At 67.1% G+C, this 20,791-nt stretch carries 18 protein-coding genes; 6 read left to right on the top strand and 12 right to left on the bottom strand.

All coding sequences use genetic code 11. From position 1 onward, the window contains the following. The first annotated feature begins 57 nt into the window (after nt 1-57). Nucleotides 58-1,554, top strand: coding sequence for an MFS transporter (locus tag SMD14_RS18280; protein WP_321214591.1), 1,497 nt, complete (start codon nt 58-60; stop codon nt 1,552-1,554). 133 nt (nt 1,555-1,687) lie between these two features. Here SMD14_RS18280 and bcp read toward each other — a convergent pair whose 3' ends face one another. The 7 genes from bcp to SMD14_RS18245 all read right to left on the bottom strand — a co-directional run bounded on the left by bcp (nt 1,688) and on the right by SMD14_RS18245 (nt 9,202). Continuing rightward, on the bottom strand, nt 1,688-2,167 hold the full coding sequence (gene bcp / locus SMD14_RS18275) for a thioredoxin-dependent thiol peroxidase (RefSeq protein ID WP_157240666.1): 480 nt from the start codon (nt 2,165-2,167) through the stop codon (nt 1,688-1,690). Between the two features lie 79 nt (nt 2,168-2,246). Beyond that, nucleotides 2,247-2,909 carry a winged helix-turn-helix domain-containing protein gene (locus tag SMD14_RS18270; RefSeq protein ID WP_157240668.1) on the bottom strand — a complete coding sequence of 221 codons (663 nt, stop codon included), beginning with the start codon at nt 2,907-2,909 and terminating at the stop codon, nt 2,247-2,249. A gap of 8 nt (nt 2,910-2,917) precedes the next feature. After that, nucleotides 2,918-4,261: an allantoinase AllB gene (gene allB, locus SMD14_RS18265; RefSeq protein ID WP_157240670.1), complete on the bottom strand. Its 1,344-nt coding sequence runs from the start codon at nt 4,259-4,261 to the stop codon at nt 2,918-2,920. After that, nucleotides 4,254-5,453, bottom strand: a complete 1,200-nt coding sequence (locus SMD14_RS18260; protein ID WP_321214590.1) for a glycerate kinase — start codon at nt 5,451-5,453, stop codon at nt 4,254-4,256. The genes allB and SMD14_RS18260 overlap by 8 nt, the downstream gene beginning before the upstream one ends. A 22-nt stretch (nt 5,454-5,475) precedes the next feature. Further along, on the bottom strand, nt 5,476-7,266 hold the full coding sequence (gcl, locus tag SMD14_RS18255) for a glyoxylate carboligase (protein ID WP_321214589.1): 1,791 nt from the start codon (nt 7,264-7,266) through the stop codon (nt 5,476-5,478). A gap of 120 nt (nt 7,267-7,386) precedes the next feature. Then, nucleotides 7,387-8,265: a 2-hydroxy-3-oxopropionate reductase gene (locus SMD14_RS18250; RefSeq protein WP_321214588.1), complete on the bottom strand. Its 879-nt coding sequence runs from the start codon at nt 8,263-8,265 to the stop codon at nt 7,387-7,389. A gap of 136 nt (nt 8,266-8,401) precedes the next feature. Continuing rightward, entirely contained in the window at nt 8,402-9,202 is an 801-nt protein-coding gene (locus SMD14_RS18245; RefSeq protein ID WP_321214587.1) for a TIM barrel protein, read from the bottom strand. A gap of 346 nt (nt 9,203-9,548) precedes the next feature. On the opposite strand from SMD14_RS18245, the gene SMD14_RS18240 reads away from it, so the two are divergent. After that, nucleotides 9,549-9,947 carry a cupin domain-containing protein gene (locus SMD14_RS18240; protein WP_157240680.1) on the top strand — a complete coding sequence of 133 codons (399 nt, stop codon included), beginning with the start codon at nt 9,549-9,551 and terminating at the stop codon, nt 9,945-9,947. Nucleotides 9,948-10,026: 79 nt separating this feature from the next. On the opposite strand, the gene SMD14_RS18235 is transcribed toward SMD14_RS18240, so the two are convergent. Next, nucleotides 10,027-11,316 (bottom strand): MFS transporter, encoded by a 1,290-nt coding sequence (locus SMD14_RS18235; RefSeq protein WP_321214586.1) that lies wholly within the window; start codon nt 11,314-11,316, stop codon nt 10,027-10,029. 60 nt (nt 11,317-11,376) lie between these two features. Further along, entirely contained in the window at nt 11,377-12,609 is a 1,233-nt protein-coding gene (locus SMD14_RS18230; RefSeq protein ID WP_321214585.1) for a M20 family metallopeptidase, read from the bottom strand. A gap of 138 nt (nt 12,610-12,747) precedes the next feature. Here SMD14_RS18230 and SMD14_RS18225 point away from each other — a divergent pair, with 138 nt between their 5' ends. Next, nucleotides 12,748-13,779, top strand: coding sequence for an Lrp/AsnC family transcriptional regulator (locus tag SMD14_RS18225; protein ID WP_321214584.1), 1,032 nt, complete (start codon nt 12,748-12,750; stop codon nt 13,777-13,779). A 58-nt stretch (nt 13,780-13,837) separates the two neighbouring features. Here SMD14_RS18225 and SMD14_RS18220 read toward each other — a convergent pair whose 3' ends face one another. Together SMD14_RS18220 and SMD14_RS18215 are read right to left on the bottom strand one after the other, a co-directional pair. Continuing rightward, complete coding sequence (locus SMD14_RS18220; protein ID WP_321214583.1) at nt 13,838-15,535, bottom strand: amidase; 1,698 nt, start codon at nt 15,533-15,535, stop codon at nt 13,838-13,840. After that, nucleotides 15,532-15,837, bottom strand: coding sequence for a hypothetical protein (locus SMD14_RS18215; RefSeq protein WP_157240684.1), 306 nt, complete (start codon nt 15,835-15,837; stop codon nt 15,532-15,534). The genes SMD14_RS18220 and SMD14_RS18215 overlap by 4 nt, the downstream gene beginning before the upstream one ends. A gap of 240 nt (nt 15,838-16,077) precedes the next feature. Between SMD14_RS18215 and SMD14_RS18210 the strand changes: the two genes are divergently transcribed. The 3 genes from SMD14_RS18210 to SMD14_RS18200 all read left to right on the top strand — a co-directional run bounded on the left by SMD14_RS18210 (nt 16,078) and on the right by SMD14_RS18200 (nt 18,878). Further along, nucleotides 16,078-17,517, top strand: a complete 1,440-nt coding sequence (locus SMD14_RS18210; RefSeq protein WP_321214582.1) for a cation:dicarboxylate symporter family transporter — start codon at nt 16,078-16,080, stop codon at nt 17,515-17,517. 38 nt (nt 17,518-17,555) lie between these two features. Then, a complete protein-coding gene (locus SMD14_RS18205; RefSeq protein ID WP_157240688.1) occupies nt 17,556-17,855 on the top strand; it encodes a putative quinol monooxygenase in 300 nt (99 codons plus the stop codon). A 93-nt stretch (nt 17,856-17,948) separates the two neighbouring features. After that, nucleotides 17,949-18,878, top strand: coding sequence for a Rieske 2Fe-2S domain-containing protein (locus SMD14_RS18200; protein WP_321214581.1), 930 nt, complete (start codon nt 17,949-17,951; stop codon nt 18,876-18,878). Nucleotides 18,879-19,012: 134 nt separating this feature from the next. Here SMD14_RS18200 and SMD14_RS18195 read toward each other — a convergent pair whose 3' ends face one another. Continuing rightward, nucleotides 19,013-20,740: a DUF222 domain-containing protein gene (locus tag SMD14_RS18195; protein WP_321214580.1), complete on the bottom strand. Its 1,728-nt coding sequence runs from the start codon at nt 20,738-20,740 to the stop codon at nt 19,013-19,015. Between the last annotated feature and the right edge of the window lie 51 nt (nt 20,741-20,791).

Below are 20,791 nucleotides of genomic sequence, written 5' to 3'. Positions count from 1 at the left end.
CCTCTGACCCGTCCCCGGCCATGTCCATGAGTGCGGGACGTCACTACACTGGGACGCATGACCGAGCAGGAACCGGTCCGGCCGCGCGCCGCATCAGCTTCCGACGGCGGTAAGAGACCCGGCGGGGACCTGGCGGACACGTCCGTCCCGGTAGGGGTAGGGGAGGCCCTGCACCTCACTGATCCGGACGCCGTCGACACTTCCCTGCGCACTCCGGCCCAGCGCTCCCGCACCTTCACCGGGATCCTGGTGAACACCGCCCTCGCCAACGTCACCACCAGCTACCTCTGGTTTGCGCTGACGTTCTGGGTGTACCTGGAAACGCGCAACGTCATAGCAACCGGTGTGGTGGGCGGTGCCTACATGCTGCTGATCTCCCTTTCCAGCATCAGCTTCGGCACCTTCGTGGACCGCTACCGCAAGCTGGCCGTGATGCGCTTCGCCGCGGCCTTCACCCTGGTGATGTTCGTGCTGTCCGGGGTCATGTTCCTGCTGACACCCTCGTCGTTGCTGCTGGACCTGGCCCGGCCGTGGTTCTGGGTTTTCGTCATGATCATCCTGATCGGCGCCGTGGTGGAGAACATGCGGAACATCGCCCTCTCCACCACCGTCACCATCCTCATCGAGCCGGACCGGCGGGCAAACGCCAACGGGCTGGTGGGTATGGTGCAGGGACTGATGTTCATTGTCACTTCGGTGCTCTCCGGGCTCTCGGTGGGGCTGCTGGGCATGGGCTGGACCATCGGAGCCGCCCTGGTGCTTACCGCGCTTGCATTCGCGCACCTGCTCACCCTGCGCATGCCCGAGGAGGTGCGGGCGGCGGCAACGGATGCGCACGGCGGCTTCGACCTGCGCGGCTCCCTCTCCGCGGTACTGGCCATTTCGGGGCTGTTCGCGCTGATCCTCTTCTCCACATTCAACAACTTCATCGGCGGCGTCTACATGGCGTTGATGGACCCGTACGGCCTGGAGATGTTCCCCGTTGAACTGTGGGGGATCTTCTCCGCTGTCGGCTTCACCGGGATCCTGGTGGGCGGGGCGCTGATCGGAAAGTTCGGGCTCGGGGCCAATCCGCTGCGCACCCTCCTCGCCGCCGTGGTGCTGATGGGCGTCCTCGGCGCGGTGTTCACGCTGCGGGAGTGGGCCTGGCTCTACATCGCCGGCATCTGGGCGTACCTGGTCCTGGTGCCTTTTGTGGAGGCGGCGGAGCAGACGGTCATCCAGCAGGTGGTCCCTTTGCAGCGGCAGGGCCGGGTGTTCGGGTTCGCCATGGCGTTCGAGTCCGCTGCTTCGCCGGTCACGGCATTCCTCATTGCGCCGATCGCCCAGTTCTGGATCATCCCCTACGCCCGGTCCGCGGACGGTGCCGCCCGGCTGGCTCCGCTCCTGGGCGAGGGCACCTCCCGCGGCATCGCCCTGGTGTTCCTGGTTGCCGGAACCATCATGGTTGTGGCCGCGCTGCTGGCCTTCCTCACGCCGGTCTATCGTCGGATCTCTGCATCCTATGCGCAGGCGGCAGCGGCCGAGGCGAAAGCGGCGGCCAACGGCTCTTAACGCCGGACGCTCCCGCAGTTCTTGAACTGCGGGAGCGTCCGGGGAAACCCGACATTAAGTGCGGGAGCGTCGGGGGAAAACCCGCGTTAAGTGCGGGAGCGTCGGGGGAAACCCGACATTAAGTGCGGGAGCGTTAGATCCCCAGGGCTTCCTTCAGGGCCGCGACGTGGCCGTCGGCCGTCACCTGGTACTGGGCAAGGGTGACGTTGCCTTCGGGGTCCACCACCACGGTGGAGCGGACGAGGCCCTCGACGATTTCGCCGTTGACGAGCTTCTCGCCCCAGGCGCCGTAGGCCAGGGCAACGGCGTGGTCGGGATCGGAGAGGAGCGGGAAGGTCAGGGAGAAGTCGCCCGTGAAGCCGGCCAGCGCCTCCGGGGCATCGGGGGAGATGCCGATGACCTCGTAGCCCTTGCCCTGCAGGGAGGCCAGGCTGTCGCGGAAGTCGCAGGCCTCGGTGGTGCAGCCGGGGGTGGCGGCCTTGGGGTAGAAGTACACAATGACGTTCTTGCCACGGTAATCGGCCAGGGAAGTCTCGCGGCCCTGGGCGTCCTGGAGGGTGAAATCAGGGGCCTGGGTTCCGGGCTGAAGCTTGGTGGTCAGGGTGGGGCTCATGGCGTTCCTTCGGAAGACTCGTCAGTTACGGGCAAACATCAAGTGAAGCGGGTTCGCGCTTAGTCATACAACTCCGGCGTCATATGCTGTATTCCGCCGGGCCTCGGACGGTGGCGCAGGAACCGGGCACAAACTGGTATCCGCCGCCCCGGACGGTGGCCACGGCATGGCGGGCATTCCCGAGTTTCCGGCGGACCCGGCCCACATAGACATCGATGGCCCGGGCTGAGGCACCGGGGAACTGCAGCGACTCCAGGAACTCTTGTAGTTCCTCCCTGCTGACAGCCCGGGACAGGTGGGTCACCAGGTACCTGAGCACCTTGAATTCGACGCCGGTCAGCGGCACGGGGCTGCCGTCCAGCAGGACGGTGTCCGCGGCGAGGTCCACGGCGACCCGGCTCACAGGGCCGGCCGACGGCGGCAGGCAGGTGCCGGCGTCGGCCTCGTTGGGCGCCGGAGTATCGCCGGGGTCCTCCGCCGCGGAAGGAGTGCGGGAGGAGTGGTCTGCGGCTCCTTCCGTGGCGGAGACCCCGGACGTGGTGGCTCCGGCGGCAGGCCAATGGACTTCCGCCTCCGGAGCAGTTTCGAGGGCCTTGGCAAGGACAAGCCGGGCGGCGCGGGCCAGGAGTTCGGGGCTTGTGCCTTCCCCGGGAACCACCCACACGGCCAGCCCGCGGGCAGCAGCGCGCTTGGCCTGAACCAGGTGCCGGGGCACCCCGGGCTGGTGTGCTTCCACTGCCATGGCGCGTCCTAGACTCCGCCGCGGCGGATCAGCTTGCCCGTGGGGGTCTGGCCGTCCACCACGGCGCCGCGCAGGAAGGTCTTGCGGACCACGCCGGAAAGAGCCTTGCCGTCGTAGGGGGTGATGGGGTTCTTGTGCTTGAGCTTGGACACGTCCACAACGAACGCCTCGTCCGGGGCAAAGATGGCGAAATCCGCGTCATAGCCGAGCGCCAGCTGGCCCTTGTTGGACAGGCGGGCCAGGGCTGCCGGCTTCTCGCCCATCCAGCTGACCACCTGCTCCAGCGGGATGCCGCGGTGCCGTGCCTCGGTCCAGATCAGGGACAGGCCCAGCTGCAGCGACGAGACGCCGCCCCAGGCCACCGCGAAGTCGCCGTTTTCCAGGTCCTTCAGGTCAAGGGTGGAGGGGGAGTGGTCCGAGACGATGCAGTCGATGGTGCCGTCCTGCAGGCCCTGCCACAGCAGTTCCCGGTTGGAGGCCTCACGGATGGGCGGGCAGCACTTGTAGGCAGTGGCGCCGTCCGGGATTTCCTCGGCCATCAGCGTCAGGTAGTGCGGACACGTCTCCACGGTGAGCTTCACGCCGTCGCGCTTTGCGCTGGCGATCATGGGCAGGGCGTCCGACGACGAGAGGTGCAGGATGTGGGCACGCGCACCGGTCCAGCGCGCGCGTTCAATGACCTCGGCGATGGCCTTGTTCTCGGCGCCACGGGGGCGGGAGGCCAGGAACGTGGAGTAGTGGTCGCCGCCGGGGTGGGGTGCGCGGTCGATGGCGTGCGAGTCCTCGGCGTGGACGATCATGAGGGAGTCGAAGGACTTGAGCTCGGCCATGTCCTCCTCCATCTCGTCCGCGTCCAGGTGCGGGAACTCGTCCACGCCCGAGTGCAGGAGGAAGCATTTGAAGCCGAAGACGCCCTCGTCGTGCAGGGGGCGAAGGTCGGCCTTGTTGCCGGGGATGGCGCCGCCCCAGAACCCGACGTCGATGAACGCCTGGTCCTCGGCCACCTCGCGCTTGAGCTTGAGGTTCTCCACGGTGGTGGTGGGCGGGACGGAGTTCAGCGGCATGTCGATGATGGTGGTCACGCCGCCGGCTGCCGCCGCGCGGGTGGCGGAGGCGAAGCCCTCCCACTCGGTGCGGCCGGGCTCGTTGACGTGGACATGGGTGTCCACGAGGCCGGGGATCAGGGTTTCGTCGTCGGCCAGCTCAATGACCTCCGCACCGGCCAGGCCGTTGCCCAGCGGTTCGAGGGCCACGATCTTCCCGCCGCGGACTCCCACTTCGCGGGGTGCCAGCCCGGCCGTGGTGAGGATGCGCTGGCCGCGGATGACCAGGTCAAAACGTTCTTCAGACATGGAGGTCCTCCTTGGTGGTGGCGGAACGGGCCAGCGTATCGCCGGCCAGCCTTCCGCCGATCTGTGTTCCCAGTTGCTCGAGAAGCTGCGCTGCCTCTGTCATGCACCTGTTTATATTGCTTTCAAGCTCGGTCAAAGCGTAGACGTCCTCGAATCCGGCGGCGCTTGCCTGGCCGGTTTCAAGGGTGGTCCGGCCGCACACAGCGATCACCGGGACGCCTTGGGCGGCGGCTGCGCGGGCAACGCCCATGGGTGTCTTGCCCAACAGGCTTTGTTCGTCCAGGCTGCCCTCGCCGGTGATCACGAGGTCGGCGCCGGCCAGCCGGTCCACCAGCCCCGTGAATTCGAGGACGACGTCGATGCCCGGGCGGCGGGTCGCGGCGAGGACGGCGATGGCTGCGTAGCCAACGCCTCCTGCCGCTCCGGCGCCCGGGGCTTCCGCGGCTTTAATTGCGCGGTGACCGATTTCCCTGGCCAGGACTTCGACAAACCTGGCCAGGGCGGCGTCGAGCACGTCGACGTCCTGTTGCGTGGCACCCTTTTGCGGGCCGAAAATCGCCGCGGCGCCCTGGGCGCCCAGCAGGGGATTGTCGACGTCGGATGCCAGCACAAAGCGTGTGTCCTTCAGGCGGGGTTCGAAGCCGCTGAAGTCGATCCGGTCCAGGCGGGCCAGGGCGGCGCCGCCGGGCGGAAGTTCGTTGCCCTCGCTGTCGAGGAACCGGGCACCGAGCGCCTGCAGGACTCCGGCGCCGCCGTCGGTGTTGGCGCTGCCGCCAACCCCAAGGATGATGCGGTTGCAGCCGGCGTCCAGGGCGGCGGCGATGAGCTGGCCGGTGCCCAGGCTCGTGGCGGTGCGTGCCGCCGTCGAGCCTGGCCTTCCGCCAACCAATGCCTGGGCGGAGAGCAGTGCCAGGCCCGAGGCGGCCGCCATCTCGATGACTGCCTCATTGCCCCGGACCGCGAACTCGGCCGTGACCGGTTCGCCGGAGGGCCCGGCCACCACGGCGCTGCGGCGGGTGAAGCCTGAGCCGACCGCGGCGTCCAGGGTCCCTTCGCCGCCGTCGGCTACTGGAATCCGGGCCACCTCAAGGTTCCCGCCGGCCGCGGCCTGCAGCCCCTTTTCCAGGTGGCTGCAGACTTCCGGGGCGGACAGGGAGCCCTTGAATTTATCCGGGGCAATGACGATGCGCATGGCAGTGTCTGTCTTTCTCGTTCTAGCCCTGCAGAGCCAGGATGGCGGTGGGGGCGTCTGCTGCCGATTCTGCCAGTTCCTCGAACTCGTTGATGGCGTTGATTTCCAGCCCCATGGAGATATTGGTGACCTTTTCCAGGATCACTTCCACCACGACAGGAACCTGGAACTCGCCCATGAGGGCCTTGGCCTTGTCGAACGCGGCGGCGAGATCGTTGGGGTCCTCCACGCGCACGGCTTTGCAGCCCAGGCCCTCGGCCACCTTCAGGTGGTCCACGCCGTAGCCGCGGGTTTCCTCGGACAGGTGGGTGCTGTTGATGTTCTCGAAGGCCAGGGACACGTTCTGCTCCATGCTGAAGCCGCGCTGCGACTGGCGGATCAGGCCCAGGTAGGAGTTGTTCACCACCACGTGGATGTACGGCAGGTTGAACTGCGCACCCACGGCCAGTTCCTCGATCATGAACTGGAAGTCGTAGTCGCCGGACAAGGCCACCACGGTCTCATCCGGCTTGCCGCGGACCACGCCGAGGGCTGCCGGGGCGGTCCAGCCCAGGGGGCCAGCCTGGCCGGCGTTGATCCACTTGCGCGGTCCGAACACGTGCAGCATCTGCGCGCCGGCGATCTGGGACAAGCCGATGGTGGACACGTAGATGGTGTCGCGGCCGAAGGACTTGTTCATCTCCTCGTACACGCGCTGCGGCTTGATGGGGATGTTCTCGAAGTGCGTCTTGCGGTGCAGGGAGGCCTTGCGGTCCTGGCACTCGGCAACCCAGCCGCTGTAGTCCGGCAGGGACCCTGCCGCCTTGCGCTCTTTGGCGAGCTCGACCAGCCCTGCCAGCGCGGCGCCGGCGTCGGACGCGATGCCCAGGTCCGGGGAGAACACGCGGCCGATCTGCGTGGGCTCGATGTCGATGTGCACGAACTTGCGGCCCGCCGTGTAGGTGTCCAGGCCGCCCGTGTGGCGGTTGGCCCAGCGGTTGCCGATGCCGATCACGAAGTCGCTCTGCAGGTAGTTCTCGTTGCCGTAGCGGTGGGAGGTCTGCAGGCCCACCATGCCGGCCATCAGCCGGTGGTCGTCCGGGATGGTGCCCCAGCCCATCAGCGTGGGGATGACGGGGACGTCCAGGATCTCGGCCAGCTCAACCAGCTGGGCGGAGGCGCCGGCGTTGATGATGCCGCCGCCAGCGACGATCAGCGGGTGCTTGGCCGCGGTCAGCATGTCCAGGGCCTTCTCGAGCTGCTTGCGGGAGGCCTTGGGCTTTTCGACGGGCAGGGGCTCGTAGGTGTCGATGTCGAACTCGATCTCGGCCATCTGCACGTCGATCGGCAGGTCCAGCAGCACCGGGCCGGGGCGGCCGGAGCGCATCAGCTGGAAGGCCTTCTGGAAGGCGCCGGGAACCTGGCCGGGCTCCAGGATGGTCATGGCCATCTTGGTCACGGGCTTGGCGATGGACTCGATGTCCACGGCCTGGAAGTCTTCCTTGTGCAGCTTGGCCACGGGGGCCTGGCCGGTGATGCAGAGCATCGGGATGGAGTCGGCCCAGGCGGCGTACAGGCCGGTGATCATGTCGGTGCCGGCGGGGCCGGAGGTGCCGATGCAGATGCCGATGTTGCCGTCCTTGGCGCGGCTGTAACCGTCCGCCATGTGGCTTGCGCCTTCAACGTGGCGGGCCAGGGTGTGGCGGATCCCGCCGTGGGCGCGCATTGCGGAATAGAAGGGGTTGATTGCGGCGCCTGGCAGGCCGAACGCCTCGATGGCGCCTTCCTTTTCCAGGATGGCCACCGCTGCATCAACGGTACGCATCTTGCTCATGGGGTGCTCCTTGAAAGCTTGAAAAGTCTGTTTTTGGGTGTGCTGAGGGAGCCGCCGTCGTTTTCATGGACGACGGCGGGTCCCCTGCTGGTGTTTCTTAGGCGCCTGTGGCGCTGGTGCTTATTTCCTGCCGCTGAGTTGCAGGACCTGCTTGAAGAGTCCGGAGTGGTCGAGGCTCCCGTCGCCCTGGTTGACGGTGGCGGCGACGAGCTGGGCGACGACGGCGCCGAGGGGGATGGCGACGTTGGCTTCGCGGGCGGCGGAGGTGACGATGCCGAGGTCCTTGTGGTGCAGGGCGAGGCGGAAGCCGGGGTCGAAGTTGCGGTCCAGCATCTTCTGGCCCTTCTGGTCCAGGACCTTGGAGCCGGCCAGGCCGCCGCCGAGGACCTTGAGGGCGGCGTCGGTGTCCACGCCGTAGGCCTCCAGGAAGGCGATGGCCTCGCCCAGGACCTCGATGTTGACCGCGACGATCAGCTGGTTTGCAGCCTTGACGGTCTGGCCGGAGCCGGAGGGGCCCACGTGCACGATGGTTTTGCCGACGGCGTTCAGGACGTCCTGGGCGTCGTCGAAGTCTTCCTTGTCGCCGCCCACCATGATGGAGAGGACGGCGTCGATGGCGCCCTGTTCGCCGCCGGAAACCGGGGCGTCGAGGGGGCGGATGCCGGCCTCGCGGGCTTCATCGGCGAGGCGCTTGGCCACGTCCGGGCGGATGCTGGAGGCGTCGATCCACAGTGCGCCCTGCTTGGCGTTGGCGAAGACGCCGTCCTTGCCGCTGACCACGCCCTCGACATCGGGGGAGTCCGGCACCATGGTGATGACGACGTCGGCATCCTTGACGGCGTCAGCGATGCTGGTGGCGCCCTTGCCGCCTTCTGAAACCAGTTTGTCGATCTTGTCCTGGCTGCGGTTGAAGCCGGTGACGGTGTGGCCGGCCTTGACCAGGTTGATGGCCATGGGCAGGCCCATGATTCCGAGTCCGATGACTGCAACGTTGCTCATGATGGTTCTCTTTCCTGAAGTCTGTGTGGTGCCGGAGGTGCCGGTGGGGATGCCCGGCCCAACTAGGTAGCGCTAAGTGTCGTTATGAGGGCTCAAAACGACACTTGGCGCTACTCAGTTGGGTGGGGCGGGTGGACTAGCGGGAGGCGTGTTCGCGGATGGCCCAGCTGAAGGCTGTTTCCTGCGGTTCCTTGTATTCGAGTCCGATGTAGCCCGTGTAGCCGAGTTCGCGGCTGCGGGCGATCCATTGGCCCAGCGGGAGCGTGCCCGTTCCCGGGGCGCCGCGGCCGGGGTTGTCGGCGATCTGGATGTGGCCGAAGTCCTTGGCATGGTTTTCGATGACGGACTCGACGTCGTCCCCGTTGACTGCGAGGTGGTAGAAGTCGGCGAGGAGCTTGATGTTTTCGACGCCGGCCTCCGCCTTCACGCGGGCGATGACCTTGAGTGCGTCATCAGCGGTGAGGAGCGGGTATTTGGGTGCGCCGCTGACGGGCTCCAGGAGGACGGTGCCGCCGATGTGGGCGACGCCTTCTGCCGCTGCCGCCAGGTTCCTGACCGCGAGTTCGTCCTGCTCCTTGGGGGTGGAGCCGTCCTGCCGGTTCCCGTAGAGGGCGTTGAAGGCCTTGCAGCCCAGGCGCCCGCCGATGCCGGCAACAACCTCGATGTTGTCCTTGAACTCTGACTCGCGTCCCGTCCAGGACACCAGGCCGCGGTCCCCGCCCGGCATGTTGCCGGCGTTGAAGTTCAGGCCCGTGAGCTGGACGCCGGCGTCCTTGATGGCGTTCTCGAATTCGGTGACCTGGGCGTCGGAGGGAACTGAGGACTCGAAGGGCCACCAGAACTCGACAGCGTCAAAGCCGGCTGCCTTGGCTGCCGCGGGGCGCTCGAGCAGGGGCAGTTCAGTAAGGAGGATGGAGCAGTTCACTGTGTACGTCATCGTAGGTCCTTCCAGGGAGGGCTTTGATCTATCTTCCCTTGCGGCGGGCTTGCTTCAAGTTTTCGCTTTGTGGAATTTAGATTCTGCTTTATGAAAAGTCTAGGGAAGGATGGGCGCCGGAGTCAAGGCGGACCGGTTTGGGAGCGGGGAGGAAATTTCCCATTGACTTCAGGTGCTGCAGGGCTACGGTTAGAGATACATCGGCACGGTCCGGTGGAGGGGTGGGCGCCGGGGCAGGGGCGCACGCCGCTACATGGTCTCAATACAACTTCGCCGCTCGTCGGTATCCATTCCATCGCCTGGTCCGCGCCGGGCGTTCTCCACACCACTCATAGGCTGTGACCTCATGACGGCAAATTTCATCAGGGAACTGGCAGTCAAGTCCTTGGATTCACCGGACTCGAAGCGTTGCCCGGACAAGGCGGAATTCGACCTTGTCACCGTTGACGACTACTCCGTGGCGCGCCTGATCCTCGCGCCGGGCTGGCGGTGGTCGGACTCTGCAAGGCCCTCCGAGTTGACCCCCTACTGCGAGCACCACCACCTCGGCTATTGCATATCGGGGCAGCTGGAGGTGGAAACGCCCGACGGCGGACGGTCAACGATTCACGCCCATGACACTTATGCGCTGCCTCCCGGGCACGATGAATGGGTGGTGGGCGACGAGCCGTTCGTCGCCGTCGAATTCCTGGGCGCGGCCTCGTTCGGCCGCCCTCGCAGCTTCGGAATGCACGCCAGGATCTAGCACGGCACCAAAAAGTCCCCTGCCGCTCTTGCGAGCGGCAGGGGACTGGTGGTGCGCCGGGGCGGGCGGCCCCAGCTTCCTAGTGGGTCAGGTCCTTGCCCTTCGTCTCGGGAATGGTGAAGACGAACGCGGCGCTGATGGCCAGCAGGACCACCGCGTACACGTTGAACACCTGCGGGACGCCCAAGGTGGTTCCCAGCCACTGCTGCAGGTACGGGGCCGTTCCGCCGAAGGCTGCCACGCAGATGGAGTACGGGACGCCGACGCCCACGGTGCGGATCGACGTCGGGAACAGCTCGGCGTAGACGGCCGGGACAATGGCGGCGCTCGCGGCGATGAAGATCAGCATCACGGACATGCTCACCGCCAGCTGCCACGCAGAGTCCTTCAGCAGCCAGGTCATGGGGAAGTGGAGTACCCCGCCGCCGATCGCGCCGGACCACAGGACCTTCTTGCGTCCGATGCGGTCGGACAGCTTGCCCCAGAAGGGAAGTGCGGCGATGAACACGATGTTGGCGACCACGCCGGCCCACAGCGCCTCGCCGCGGTCGATTTTCAGGGCGGTGGTGGCGTAGCTCGGCGCCACGACGCCCCAGATGTAGTAGATCACCGTGAGGCCCACGGTGAGGCCGATGACCTGCAGCGCCTGCTTTCGGTGGCGGACGATCTGGGGCCAGATCGGAGCGCGCTTTTCGGCGACGGACTCGCCTTCGAAGGCATCGGTCTCGTGCAGCCGTGACCGCATGATCAGCGCGTACAGGCCCATCGCCGCGCCCAGGAGGAACGGAACCCGCCAGCCCCAGGCGTTCATGGCCTCGGTGGTCAGCGTCATGTTCAGGACGGCGCCCAGCAGTGTGCCGAACAGGATGCCCACGGTTCCGGAGGTGTAGATCAGGGTTGCCCAGAACCCGCGGTGCTCCTTGGGTGCCATTTCCGAGAGGTAGGTTTGCGACGACGGCAGCTCGCCGCCGTGCGCCAGGCCCTGGACCAGGCGGGCCACCAGCAGCATGAGCGAGGCCCAGGCGCCGACGCTGGCGAACGTCGGCGCGATGCCGATCATCAGGCTGCCCAGTGAAGCGAGTCCGACGGCGAGCGTCATGGACGTCTTTCGGCCCACCCTGTCGCCAATCCAGCCGAAGAGGAAGCCGCCGAAGGGCCGTGCGACGAAGCCGACGGCGAAGATCGCCAGCGTGGACAGCACGGCCGACGCGGGATCGGCTTTGCTGAAGAGCTGGCTGGCGATGAAGGGCGTGAACGTGGCGTAAATGGCCCAGTCGTACCATTCGACGGCATTGCCGATGCCGGTCCCGACGATGGTTTTAGCGGTGGACACGCGTCCAGTCTGCTGCTTGCTTACTGCGATGGACATGGTTACTTCCTGAGGATTGGGGAGGATGGCGGGGAGAGGGATGGGGGAGGCCGACGGCGGCTAGGACGCCGCTGCCAGCGCCGCCAGGCGCGAGGTGGCGAGTTCGGCGTAAAGCGCTGCCCCGTCAGCCAGCACGCCGTCGTCGAACGTTGCGTAAGGCGAGTGGTTGAACGGTGAGGTGGCCGGATCGCCGCCGGGGGCGACGGCGCTGAGGCCGACGAAGGTGCCCGGCACCTCGGCCAGCACGCGGGAGAAGTCCTCGGAGCCGCTCAGCGGAGTGGCCCAACGGGAGAGGCGGCGCTCCCCGAAGAGCCCTGCGATGACTTTTTCCGCCGTGTGGGTTTCGTCCTCGTTGGTGATGGTGAGGGGGTATTCCTCCTGGTAGTCGACGTGGACTTCCACCCCGTGCGCGGCAGCGATTCCTTGGAGCAGGCGCGGCACGGCTTCCTTCATCTTCAGGCGGGATTCCTCGGAGAAGGTCCGGACCGTCGCATCGATGCGCGCCGTTTCGGGAATGACGTTCCGCTTGGTGCCGGCATGGAGCACGCCCACCGAGAGCACCACGGGATCGAACATGTTGAACTGCCGGGTCACCATGACCTGGAGGGCCGTGACCATTTCGGCCGCCACGGTGACGGGATCCTTCGCGGAGTGCGGGGCCGAGCCGTGGCCGCCGGCGCCGAGTACCGTGACCTCAAGCCCGTCCGAGGAGCTGAGCATCACGCCGGACTTTGTGCAAAACGTGCCGTGGGGCTCGAGGGAGGAAAACACGTGCATCCCGTAGGCCGCCTGGACCCGGGTGCCGGCGGCGTCCAGGACGCCTTCGCGGATCATGTAGCTGGCTCCGTCGCAGCCTTCTTCGCCGGGCTGGAACATGAGGACGACGTCGCCCTGCAGCTGGTGCTGCCTCTCGGCGAGGAGCGTTGCGGCCCCGGCGAGCATCGAGGTGTGCAGGTCGTGGCCGCAGGCGTGCATGGCGCCGTCCGTCCGGGATGAGAATTCGACGCCGGTCTTTTCCTGCACCGGGAGGCCGTCCATGTCCGCGCGGAGGAGGACCGCGGGCCGGTCCGTCATGGTGCTTTCCGCTGCAGCCATGCCGCCGCCGCGAAGCACCGCGGTGACGGAGGTGGTGTCCTTGCCCAGGGTGATCTCGAAGGGAAGTCCGTCCAGGGCCTGGAGGACCTTGTCCTGGGTCCGGGGAAGGTGAAGCCCGATTTCCGGGTGCCTGTGCAGGTCCTGGCGGAGGCGGATGAGGTCCCCCTGCAGTTCCTGCGCATCTTCGATTACGGGCACTTGTCACTCCTCGCATTGGCGTTCCGGGTCTGTGGACTATTCTGGAGTGGCGCAGTTCACATCCTCCGAAACCGCTGGAAATATGCTGCAAGTACGGCCTCTCTGCAGGATTCGTGCAGAAGAAACAAGGGGTGATCCGTGGAACTCAGCGAAGACGATCTGGCGCTCATCCAGGTACTGCAGTCCTCCCCGCGGCTCGGCTGGGCGGATGCGTCAAAGGTGCTGGGCGTCCACGCCACCACGCTTGCTGCCCGGTGGGAGCGGCTGGCATCAAGCGGGGCGGCATGGGTCACCGCCCACCTGGTGGGGGATCCGCAGCAGATGCTCCTGGCGTTCGTTGCGGTGGACTGCGAGATGCATCTGCGTGACAGTGTCACGGCGCAATTGGCGGCCGTGCCGGAGATCGTCACCGTCGAGGAGGCGGCCAGCAACCGGGACCTGATGCTGACCGTCATCACGAAATCGTTGGACGAGTTCAGCAGCCGGGTTGTTTCCCGGCTGAAGACCGTTGAGGGGCTCACCAAGTACCAGACGGCGCTTTGTACACGGCTTCACACCAGCGCGGACGAGTGGCGCCTGAACGTCCTGGACCGGACCCAGCTGGCTACCCTGAGGACGCTGGGTGCTTCGGCCGGTGCGGGGACGCGGCGGCCGGACCCGCAGGGTGAACTGCCGGCGAGCCACCTGGACCTGTTGCCGTACCTCGCGCGGGACGGACGCGCCACGGCGGCTGACATCGCGCGGGGGCTGGGGCGCCACCCGGCCACAGTGCAGCGGCAGCTGAACCGCGTGCTGGCCAGCGGCATCCTGCTGTTCCGGTGCGAAATTGCGCAGGCCTACTCTTCCTACCCGGTGACCTGCCAGTGGTTCGCGAACGTTCCGGCCGGCCGCCATGAGGCTGCCGCCGCCGAAATCCGTACCATCAGCAACGTCCGGCTCAGCGCCTCCACCACAGGCCCCACCAATTTCGTGATCATCATGTGGCTGCAGTCGCTGGCGGACGTGATGAACGCCGAACTGGCACTGCAGCAGAAGGTCCCGGACATCGAACTGGTGGAGAGCGTGGTGATGCTGCGGACCGTCAAACGGGTCGGCTGGATGCTGAAGGAGGATACGACGTCGAGCGGCGCGGTGGTGGTGGAGGCCGGAGGACTGCCGGCTGCGGACTGAGCCGTGGACGTCCCGGCCCGCCTCCTGGAAGGGGGCGGGCCGGGGGCTTCCGGGGCTGCTACTGGGACAGCTCGGCCACCTCGTGCGCCTCGAGGCGGCCCCGGCCCGGTGGAACGGGCGCGGCCGCAACCTTGCCGCGGGCGCTCTTGCTGAAGGGCTTCCGGGACTTGGACGGATCAACGGAGATCGGCTCGGGGGAGTCCCCGGCAGGGTTCGCCGGGCGCCGCAGGTGCCAGTCCGTCACGGCCTGGTACGCCGCAGCCACGGCAAGGAGCCGGTCCTCGGCGAAGGGCTGGCCGCCGAGGATGGTGCCGATGGGAACGCCCGCGGAGTCGAAGCCGATGGGCAGGGCGAGTTCCGGCAGGCCGATGGCATCGAACGGGTTGGGGCTGGTCTGCAGCACCACGTCGCACTGCTCGAACAGGTCCTCCAGCACGCGTTCCAGCAGCAGGACCTTGGCACGCTGGCCCAGCACATACTCGTTCGCGCCGAGCATGGAGCCCTGCAGCCAGCCGGTTACCGACACCCCGAAGCTGCGCAGGTCCTTGCGCAGCACCGGCAGGAAGGGCTCGCTGCGTTCCGGCAGCCGGACGTTGTTGAAGGCAGTGCTGGTGAGGGTGTCCCAGTCCTCCGGCAACCGCACGTCGACCACCTGGATGCCTTCAATGCCGGCGAGCTTGTCCAGGAAGGCCCGGCGCGCGGCCGCTGTTTCCGATGAGCCTGCGGTGAAGTCCGGGATGACGCCCACGCGGGTCCCCCAGCGCATGGCCACCTTGTTGCCGCGCTTCACCGGGGTGGCGGCCTGGATCAGGTCCGGAACCGGTGGAAGCCCCAGTGTCCGCGGATCGTTGGGATCTTCGCCGGCCATGGTGCTCAACATGATTGCCGCGTCCTTGGCATCCCTGGCGAGGGGGCCAGGGTGGTCGCGGGTATAGCTCAGGGGGATGATGCCGTACAGCGAGACCCGGCCCATGGTGGGTTTGAGCCCGGTGAGGTTCTGGGCGTTGGAGGGCGCGGTGATGGAACCGCCGGTTTGGGTTCCGACGCTGGACGCCGCCATCCGTGCGGCCACAGCCGTGGCTGAGCCGGACGAGGACCCGCCGGGATTCGTCTGCGGATTCCCCGGCGTCCACGCATTGACGGTGGTGATGCGGCCGTCCGGCGTGGTGGCCCTGGTGGTGGCGAGCGGCCCCATCTGGGTCTTGCCAAGGACGATGCCGCCGGCATTCGCCAGCCTGGAGACCGCCGTTGCGTCAAAAGGGGGAACAAAGTCCTTGAAGATGTAGGAGTTCGCCGTCGTGGGATAAGCGCGGGTGTAGTAGTTGTCCTTGATGGCCAGGGGAATGCCGTGCAGGGGACCCTTGTGCGCCGCGCCGGCCAGGGCGCGGGCGCTGGCAAGGGCGTCGTCGGCGGCCACGAGGTTGAAAGCCTGGTAGCCCGCATCAAAGGCGCCGATCCGGTCGAGGTAGGCCTCCACCAGGAGTTCCGCACTGAGCCGGCCCTGCCGGATGAGGCTTGCTGCTTCCGCGATGGTCAGTTCGGTGATGTCGGCGAGGGCCTCGGGCCGGACGTCGCCGTAGGCGTCCGGGTTGATGCCCGCCGGCACTGTTGCCGAGGGCGCCGCATGGGCAACGGCGGGAAGCGCCGCCGCGCCCAACGAGGTGGCCGCAGCCAGCACGGCAAACCTGTTGACGAATGACCGGCGGTCGATGGTGCGGTCCATGGGCTGGCTGGTCGAGCTTTCCACCGGGTTCATGCCGTCCTCCGTGCAGTGTCAATCGAGGGGTACAGGGCCGGAGGGGCCGCCTGCTGGGACAAGAGCGCAGGGTCCGCATTGCCTGCCGGGCCGGCGAAAGGCACCTGGTAGGCGCTGAGTTCAGCGACTGTGGTGCGCATGAAGGAGCGCAGGCTGGCCAGGACCGACGCCTGTCCCGGGCTTCCCGTCTCCGGGTCGCTGGCGGTTCCGGCGGGAAGCTGGTTCAGGTCGATGCCGAGCGAGGCGAGGCGGGCCCGGATCATGGTGTCCAGTTCGGCGTCGGTGGGGGGAGTGAGTGGCATGATGCTCCGTTTCTTCGGGGCTGGGGTGCAGCCCGTGCAGCTGAGACAAGGGGATACTTTCACTCCCCCGTGGCGCTGTCATGTCACATAAGTTGCCGGCTCATTTCGCCCCGACGGACCCCGTCGGTTTAATAATTCCGCATTACGGATTTATCTTTCCGGAAACATGCATTCCCTAGCGTTGCTCGTGACCCTGCGGCATCCCGTGTGCCGTCCGTCCTTCAACGAACAGGCACTGGCATGAACTTCACCGCCGACGCAGCACCCTCCCTGCAACCGCCAACCGGGGCGCCCAGGCAGCCGCTCTACAAGTCCCTCTTCTTCCAGATCCTGGTTGCCGTCGTCGGCGGCGTCCTGATCGGCCACTTCTGGCCTGACACCGGCGCGGCGCTTCGCCCCCTGGGTGACGGCTTCATCCAGTTGATCAAGATGATCATCGCGCCGCTGATCTTCCTGGTGATCGTCACCGGCATCGCGGCAGTCAGCGACGTCAAGGCCGTAGGCCGCGTCGGGGTGAAGGCGCTGGCCTATTTCACGGCAGCCACGCTGTTCGCCCTGGTCTTCGGCCTCGTTGTGGGGAACCTTGTCCAGCCCGGCGCGGGACTGAACATCGATCCGGCGTCGCTCTCCCAGGACGCCCTCAACGCGAAAACCGCCACCGCCCCGCCCAAGGACGCCGGCGCCTTCATCCTGGGAATCATTCCCACGAGCGTGGTGGGCGCCTTTGCCGGCAACAGCCTGCTGCAGGTCCTGTGCTTCGCGGTGTTCTTCGGTGCGGCGATCGTCGTCGTCGGCCGTGAACGCTGCCTGCCGGTCATCACCCTGATGGAAACGGTGCTGGAACTGTTCTTCAAGATCATGGGCTGGGTGATGCGGGTGGCTCCCGTGGGAGCCTTCGGCGCCATGGCCTTCATCATCGGACAATACGGCCTGGGCTCGCTGGGCACCTATGCGCTGCTGATCGCAGCCTGCTATGGCGCGGCAATCGTGTTCATCGGGCTGCTGTTCGTGGTGGCATGGGCGTATCCGCGGGTGCCGCTGTGGCAGTTCATGAAGTACACCCGGGAGGAATTCCTCCTGGCGCTGGGCACCGCGTCCACCGAGTCCGTGATGCCACGCATCATGACCAAGCTGACCAACGCCGGCTGTTCCCGCGCCACCACCGGCCTGGTGGTCCCCACCGGCTACTCCTTCAACCTGGACGGCGCCGCGCTTTACCTTTCCATCTCGCTGCTGTTCCTGGCGCAGGCCTTTGGCTACAACCTGGACCTGGGCCAGCAACTTGCCGCCCTTGGGGTCCTCATGCTTACGTCCAAAGGAATGGCCGGCGTACCCGGTTCGGCGTTCCTGGCGCTCTCCGCCACCGCGGGTGCGCTGGGGATCTTCCCGGTGGCCGGCGTCGCGCTGCTCCTTGGCGCGGACCGGTTGATGGACTCCATGCGCGTAGTGGTGAACCTGCTGGGGAACTGCGTTGCCACTTTTGTGGTGGCAAAGTGGGAGGGCCAGTTCGACCGTGCCGCCATGCTTCGCGCCTTTGCCGGTGGCATTACGACGGCGGAGGCAGCGACGGAGCCAGCCAGCAGCAAAGTGCCGGGTGGCCCCGCAGTGGCGCCCGAAGCAGAACCGTCCCGGCCGGCGGAAACCCTGCCCGTGGAGACGTCCCCTGCGAGGGCGCGGTAGCGCCGCGTTCTGTCGTGCCCGTCCTGCACACTGTCCCTATGACCTTTGCGAATGTGGGAACCCTCGAGACCAAACCCGGCCAGCGTGACGCCGTCGTTTCCATCCTGGTCCGGCCCATGGCCGGGCTGAAGGAGGCAGGCTGCCTGCTGTATGAAGTCGGCATCAACGATGCCGCGCCGGACACGGTGTTCGTATGTGAACTGTGGGAATCGCCGGAGGCCCACCGGGCTTCGCTGGAACTGGACAGCGTGCAGGCTGCCATAACCGAGGCCATGCCCCTGCTGTCCGGCGAAATGGGCGGCCACCAGTTCACGGTGCTTGGTTCTCCACTCCGTTAGCCTTCCGCGCCCCATTGCCCTGTGCCCCGCCCGCCCCAGCAAGTAAGCTTCCGGGCAACGGCTGGACACGGAGCAAAGGGGTAAGGGAGACGCATGAAACCGCTGCCTGCATTGGAACTTGTTACCCGCCTGGAGGATGCCGAGTGGCTGGATCCTGTGGCCAAGAAGGTCCGAAAGGTGGTGAAGCGGGTTATCCGCCCGAAGTGGGCACGCGACGTCCTCCATGGCGTTCCCATAGGGCACCCCGTGCATCCGCTGGCGGTCCAGGTGCCGCTCGGGGCCTGGATATCGGCCGCTGTACTGGATGCTTTCCCCGGTAATGATCGGGCTGCCGCAGTCCTGATCGGAATGGGAACCGGCACCGCTGTGCCCTCCGCCGTCGCAGGTTTTACCGATTGGAGCCAACTGCACCCCCAGCAGCAGCGGGTGGGGCTGGTTCACGCTGCCGCCAACATCACCGCAACGGGCCTATACCTTGCCTCCTTGGTTGCACGTGCCCGGGGCGGCCGGGGAAGCGGTAAGGTGCTCGCTTACCTGGGCCTTGCCGTGGTGGGTGCGGGCGGTTTCCTGGGTGGCCACCTGACCTACCGGCAGGCGGCCGGCGTTAACCACAGCGAGGAGATCCCGCACCGCTTCCCGAGCGGCTGGCAGCCCCTGGCACCGCTGGCGGAACTGCCGGACGGCAAGCTCCACAAGGTTGTTGTTGCCGAAATCCCGTTGCTTGTCTACCGGGAGGCAGAAGATGTGCGCGTTCTGTCCGATGTCTGCAGCCACCTCTCCGGGCCGCTTCACGAAGGCAAGCTGAAGGGCGGCAGGCTTCAGGCCGGGGCGGTTCAGGCTGCCGGGGCTTCTGGCGGTGGTGATGGCAGCGGCGACCCGTGCGTCGTCTGCCCCTGGCATGGAAGCACCTTCTCGCTCCGTACGGGGGAAGTCCAGGCTGGCCCCGCAACGGCACGGCAGCCACTGTTCGAGACCCGTGTGAGCGACGGCCTCGTGGAAGTGTGCCTGCCGGGGGCTGAGTAGGCGCGCTCGCCTGAGGCTTTAGCCGGGCATGCGCCCGGCCGCAGGGGCAGGGCGGTGTCCCGCCCGCGTAGTTGGCACCGTCTATTTGGCCGGGTCTGTATTTGGCCGGGTCTGCGGCGGGCATGTGGTGCCGGCTAGGTGGTCAGCGCCGGGTCGCCGGCCCTTAAAGGGTCGCGGGCCCAAACGGCCGGCAGGGCATAGAAGTCCTCCCACAAGGGGTCGTCCGCCGGCAGATCGTCCGGGTCCAGCAGGTTGTCACCCACAGGTTCCTCGGGAGGAGGTTCCACGTAAGGGAGGTCTCCGGCAGGGCAGCCATGAGTAGTGAACATGGATGGATACGGCAGCAGGCCAGGCGTTTGCCCGGTGTGCTGCTCCTTCGGTTTTGGCCGCGCCGGCACGTCCGGCCAGTGGGGTGGTTCCCAGTCCTGGTGTTCGGTTGTGTAGTGGCGGCCGGTGGGTGAGGTCCAGCCGGGTGAGGTCCAGCCGGGTGGTGCGGTTGTGGTGGCGGGGGTGGGTGTCCAGCCGCTGGTGTGGCGGAGTTTGTGGTGTTTCGGGCAGGGCTGTCCGAGGTTCGAGATCCCTGTGGTGCCGCCGTTGTGCCAGGCGAGGAGGTGGTCGGCTTCGTTGTCGAGGGAGGGGTTGCTGCAGCCGGGGAAGGGGCATTTTCCGTCGCGTAGCCTGAGCCAGTTCCGCATGGCTTTGGTCACCCGGTAGCTGCTGCGGCCGATTTCCAGGGGCGCGCCGTCCCGCGGGTCCACCAGCACCCGGTAGAACGAATCCGCCCCGTCGGCGACGAGGTCCCGGGCCATCGAGGCGGGGATGGGTCCGTACCCGTCCAGCACCGCCGGCTCGTCCGTCAAGCCCATCAGGGAAAACACGGGCACGGTGACCAGCACCTGCGGCCGAATCGACGACGACGGGCCGGGACCTGCCACCTCCGCGCCGCAGGAACTTCCCGTCTCACCGTGCCCGGCACTGGTTGCCTCGCTGTTTGCGGTAACCCGGGAGATGTTCCCGCCGCCCAGGAGCGCCTCGGCGAGATTGTCGGCCCTGAGCTGGGTCAGGGTGCGGGCCTCGTCCGGGCCCTGCAGTCCCCGGGAAATGGCGGTCAGCCGGTTCCAGACCGCGGATGCCTGGTCCGCGGGCAGGTAGGCGGCCACCCAGGCCATCGCGTCGTTATCCGGCCAGTACTCCACGCGTCTATCCGCCAGGGACTTGGCGTGCCGCTTCGCCAGGCTCTCCGGATGGTGCCGCTCCCGCCACCCCCGCGCCTTGGCCCTGAACCGGTACGCCGGCATCTCCCCCACAGGGCACCCGCGGACCGCCCCCGGGGCGTCCGGGTCCAGGAAATGGGCCTCCAGGGCCGCCGCCGCGGCCGGGCCAAGGCCGACGGTCTGGTCCACCATGGTCCGGGCATGCGCCCAGGAAATCGTCCCGCCCTGCAGGGCGGCCAGGGTCCGGGGCAGCGACGCGGTCAAGGCATGGGCTTCAGCCAGCAAAGCACCGGCGGCCCGGTCACCGATGGCCAGCGCACACCCGACCTCCGCCACCAGGCTCCGGTCCTGCGCCGTGGCCTCATGAGGGGACCCGGGCGGAGGATTCATCGCCTTCGTCGCCCCGGCAAGGGCCGCCGCGGCCACTGCCTTCACCGCCGCCAACTTCGCTTCCGACCGCGCCACCCCACCCAGGACATCCAACGCCGCATCAGCAACCCGCTGCAACGGATCGTCATCAGCACCGCCAGCAAGACCGGAACCAGGCGTGCCGGAAACAGCGGTACCGCTGCCATTAAGCACCGCCGCAAAAGCAGCCACAGATGCGTCTACTGCCGCCTCCGCCTCCGCCACCGGGTTGCTTTCCATGAATCCATCTTGGCAGTGGGGTCTGACATTCAACGGCCGGACAACCGAACA

Origin of the sequence: Pseudarthrobacter oxydans, from assembly GCF_034258515.1 — a bacterium.
Taxonomy (GTDB): domain Bacteria; phylum Actinomycetota; class Actinomycetes; order Actinomycetales; family Micrococcaceae; genus Arthrobacter.
Note: the sequence above shows the minus strand (reverse complement) of the source record. Positions and strands in the feature narration are given on the sequence as shown.

Bases quoted from the DNA above. Each gene is read 5' to 3' on its own strand.
- SMD14_RS18280 (WP_321214591.1), top strand. From the start codon at position 58: ATGACCGAGCAGGAACCGGTCCGGCCGCGCGCCGCATCAGCTTCCGAC.
- bcp (WP_157240666.1), bottom strand. From the start codon at position 2,167: ATGAGCCCCACCCTGACCACCAAGCTTCAGCCCGGAACCCAGGCCCCT.
- SMD14_RS18270 (WP_157240668.1), bottom strand. From the start codon at position 2,909: ATGGCAGTGGAAGCACACCAGCCCGGGGTGCCCCGGCACCTGGTTCAG.
- allB (WP_157240670.1), bottom strand. From the start codon at position 4,261: ATGTCTGAAGAACGTTTTGACCTGGTCATCCGCGGCCAGCGCATCCTC.
- SMD14_RS18260 (WP_321214590.1), bottom strand. From the start codon at position 5,453: ATGCGCATCGTCATTGCCCCGGATAAATTCAAGGGCTCCCTGTCCGCC.
- gcl (WP_321214589.1), bottom strand. From the start codon at position 7,266: ATGAGCAAGATGCGTACCGTTGATGCAGCGGTGGCCATCCTGGAAAAG.
- SMD14_RS18250 (WP_321214588.1), bottom strand. From the start codon at position 8,265: ATGAGCAACGTTGCAGTCATCGGACTCGGAATCATGGGCCTGCCCATG.
- SMD14_RS18245 (WP_321214587.1), bottom strand. From the start codon at position 9,202: ATGACGTACACAGTGAACTGCTCCATCCTCCTTACTGAACTGCCCCTG.
- SMD14_RS18240 (WP_157240680.1), top strand. From the start codon at position 9,549: ATGACGGCAAATTTCATCAGGGAACTGGCAGTCAAGTCCTTGGATTCA.
- SMD14_RS18235 (WP_321214586.1), bottom strand. From the start codon at position 11,316: ATGTCCATCGCAGTAAGCAAGCAGCAGACTGGACGCGTGTCCACCGCT.
- SMD14_RS18220 (WP_321214583.1), bottom strand. From the start codon at position 15,535: ATGAACCCGGTGGAAAGCTCGACCAGCCAGCCCATGGACCGCACCATC.
- SMD14_RS18215 (WP_157240684.1), bottom strand. From the start codon at position 15,837: ATGCCACTCACTCCCCCCACCGACGCCGAACTGGACACCATGATCCGG.
- SMD14_RS18210 (WP_321214582.1), top strand. From the start codon at position 16,078: ATGAACTTCACCGCCGACGCAGCACCCTCCCTGCAACCGCCAACCGGG.
- SMD14_RS18205 (WP_157240688.1), top strand. From the start codon at position 17,556: ATGACCTTTGCGAATGTGGGAACCCTCGAGACCAAACCCGGCCAGCGT.
- SMD14_RS18200 (WP_321214581.1), top strand. From the start codon at position 17,949: ATGAAACCGCTGCCTGCATTGGAACTTGTTACCCGCCTGGAGGATGCC.
- SMD14_RS18195 (WP_321214580.1), bottom strand. From the start codon at position 20,740: ATGGAAAGCAACCCGGTGGCGGAGGCGGAGGCGGCAGTAGACGCATCT.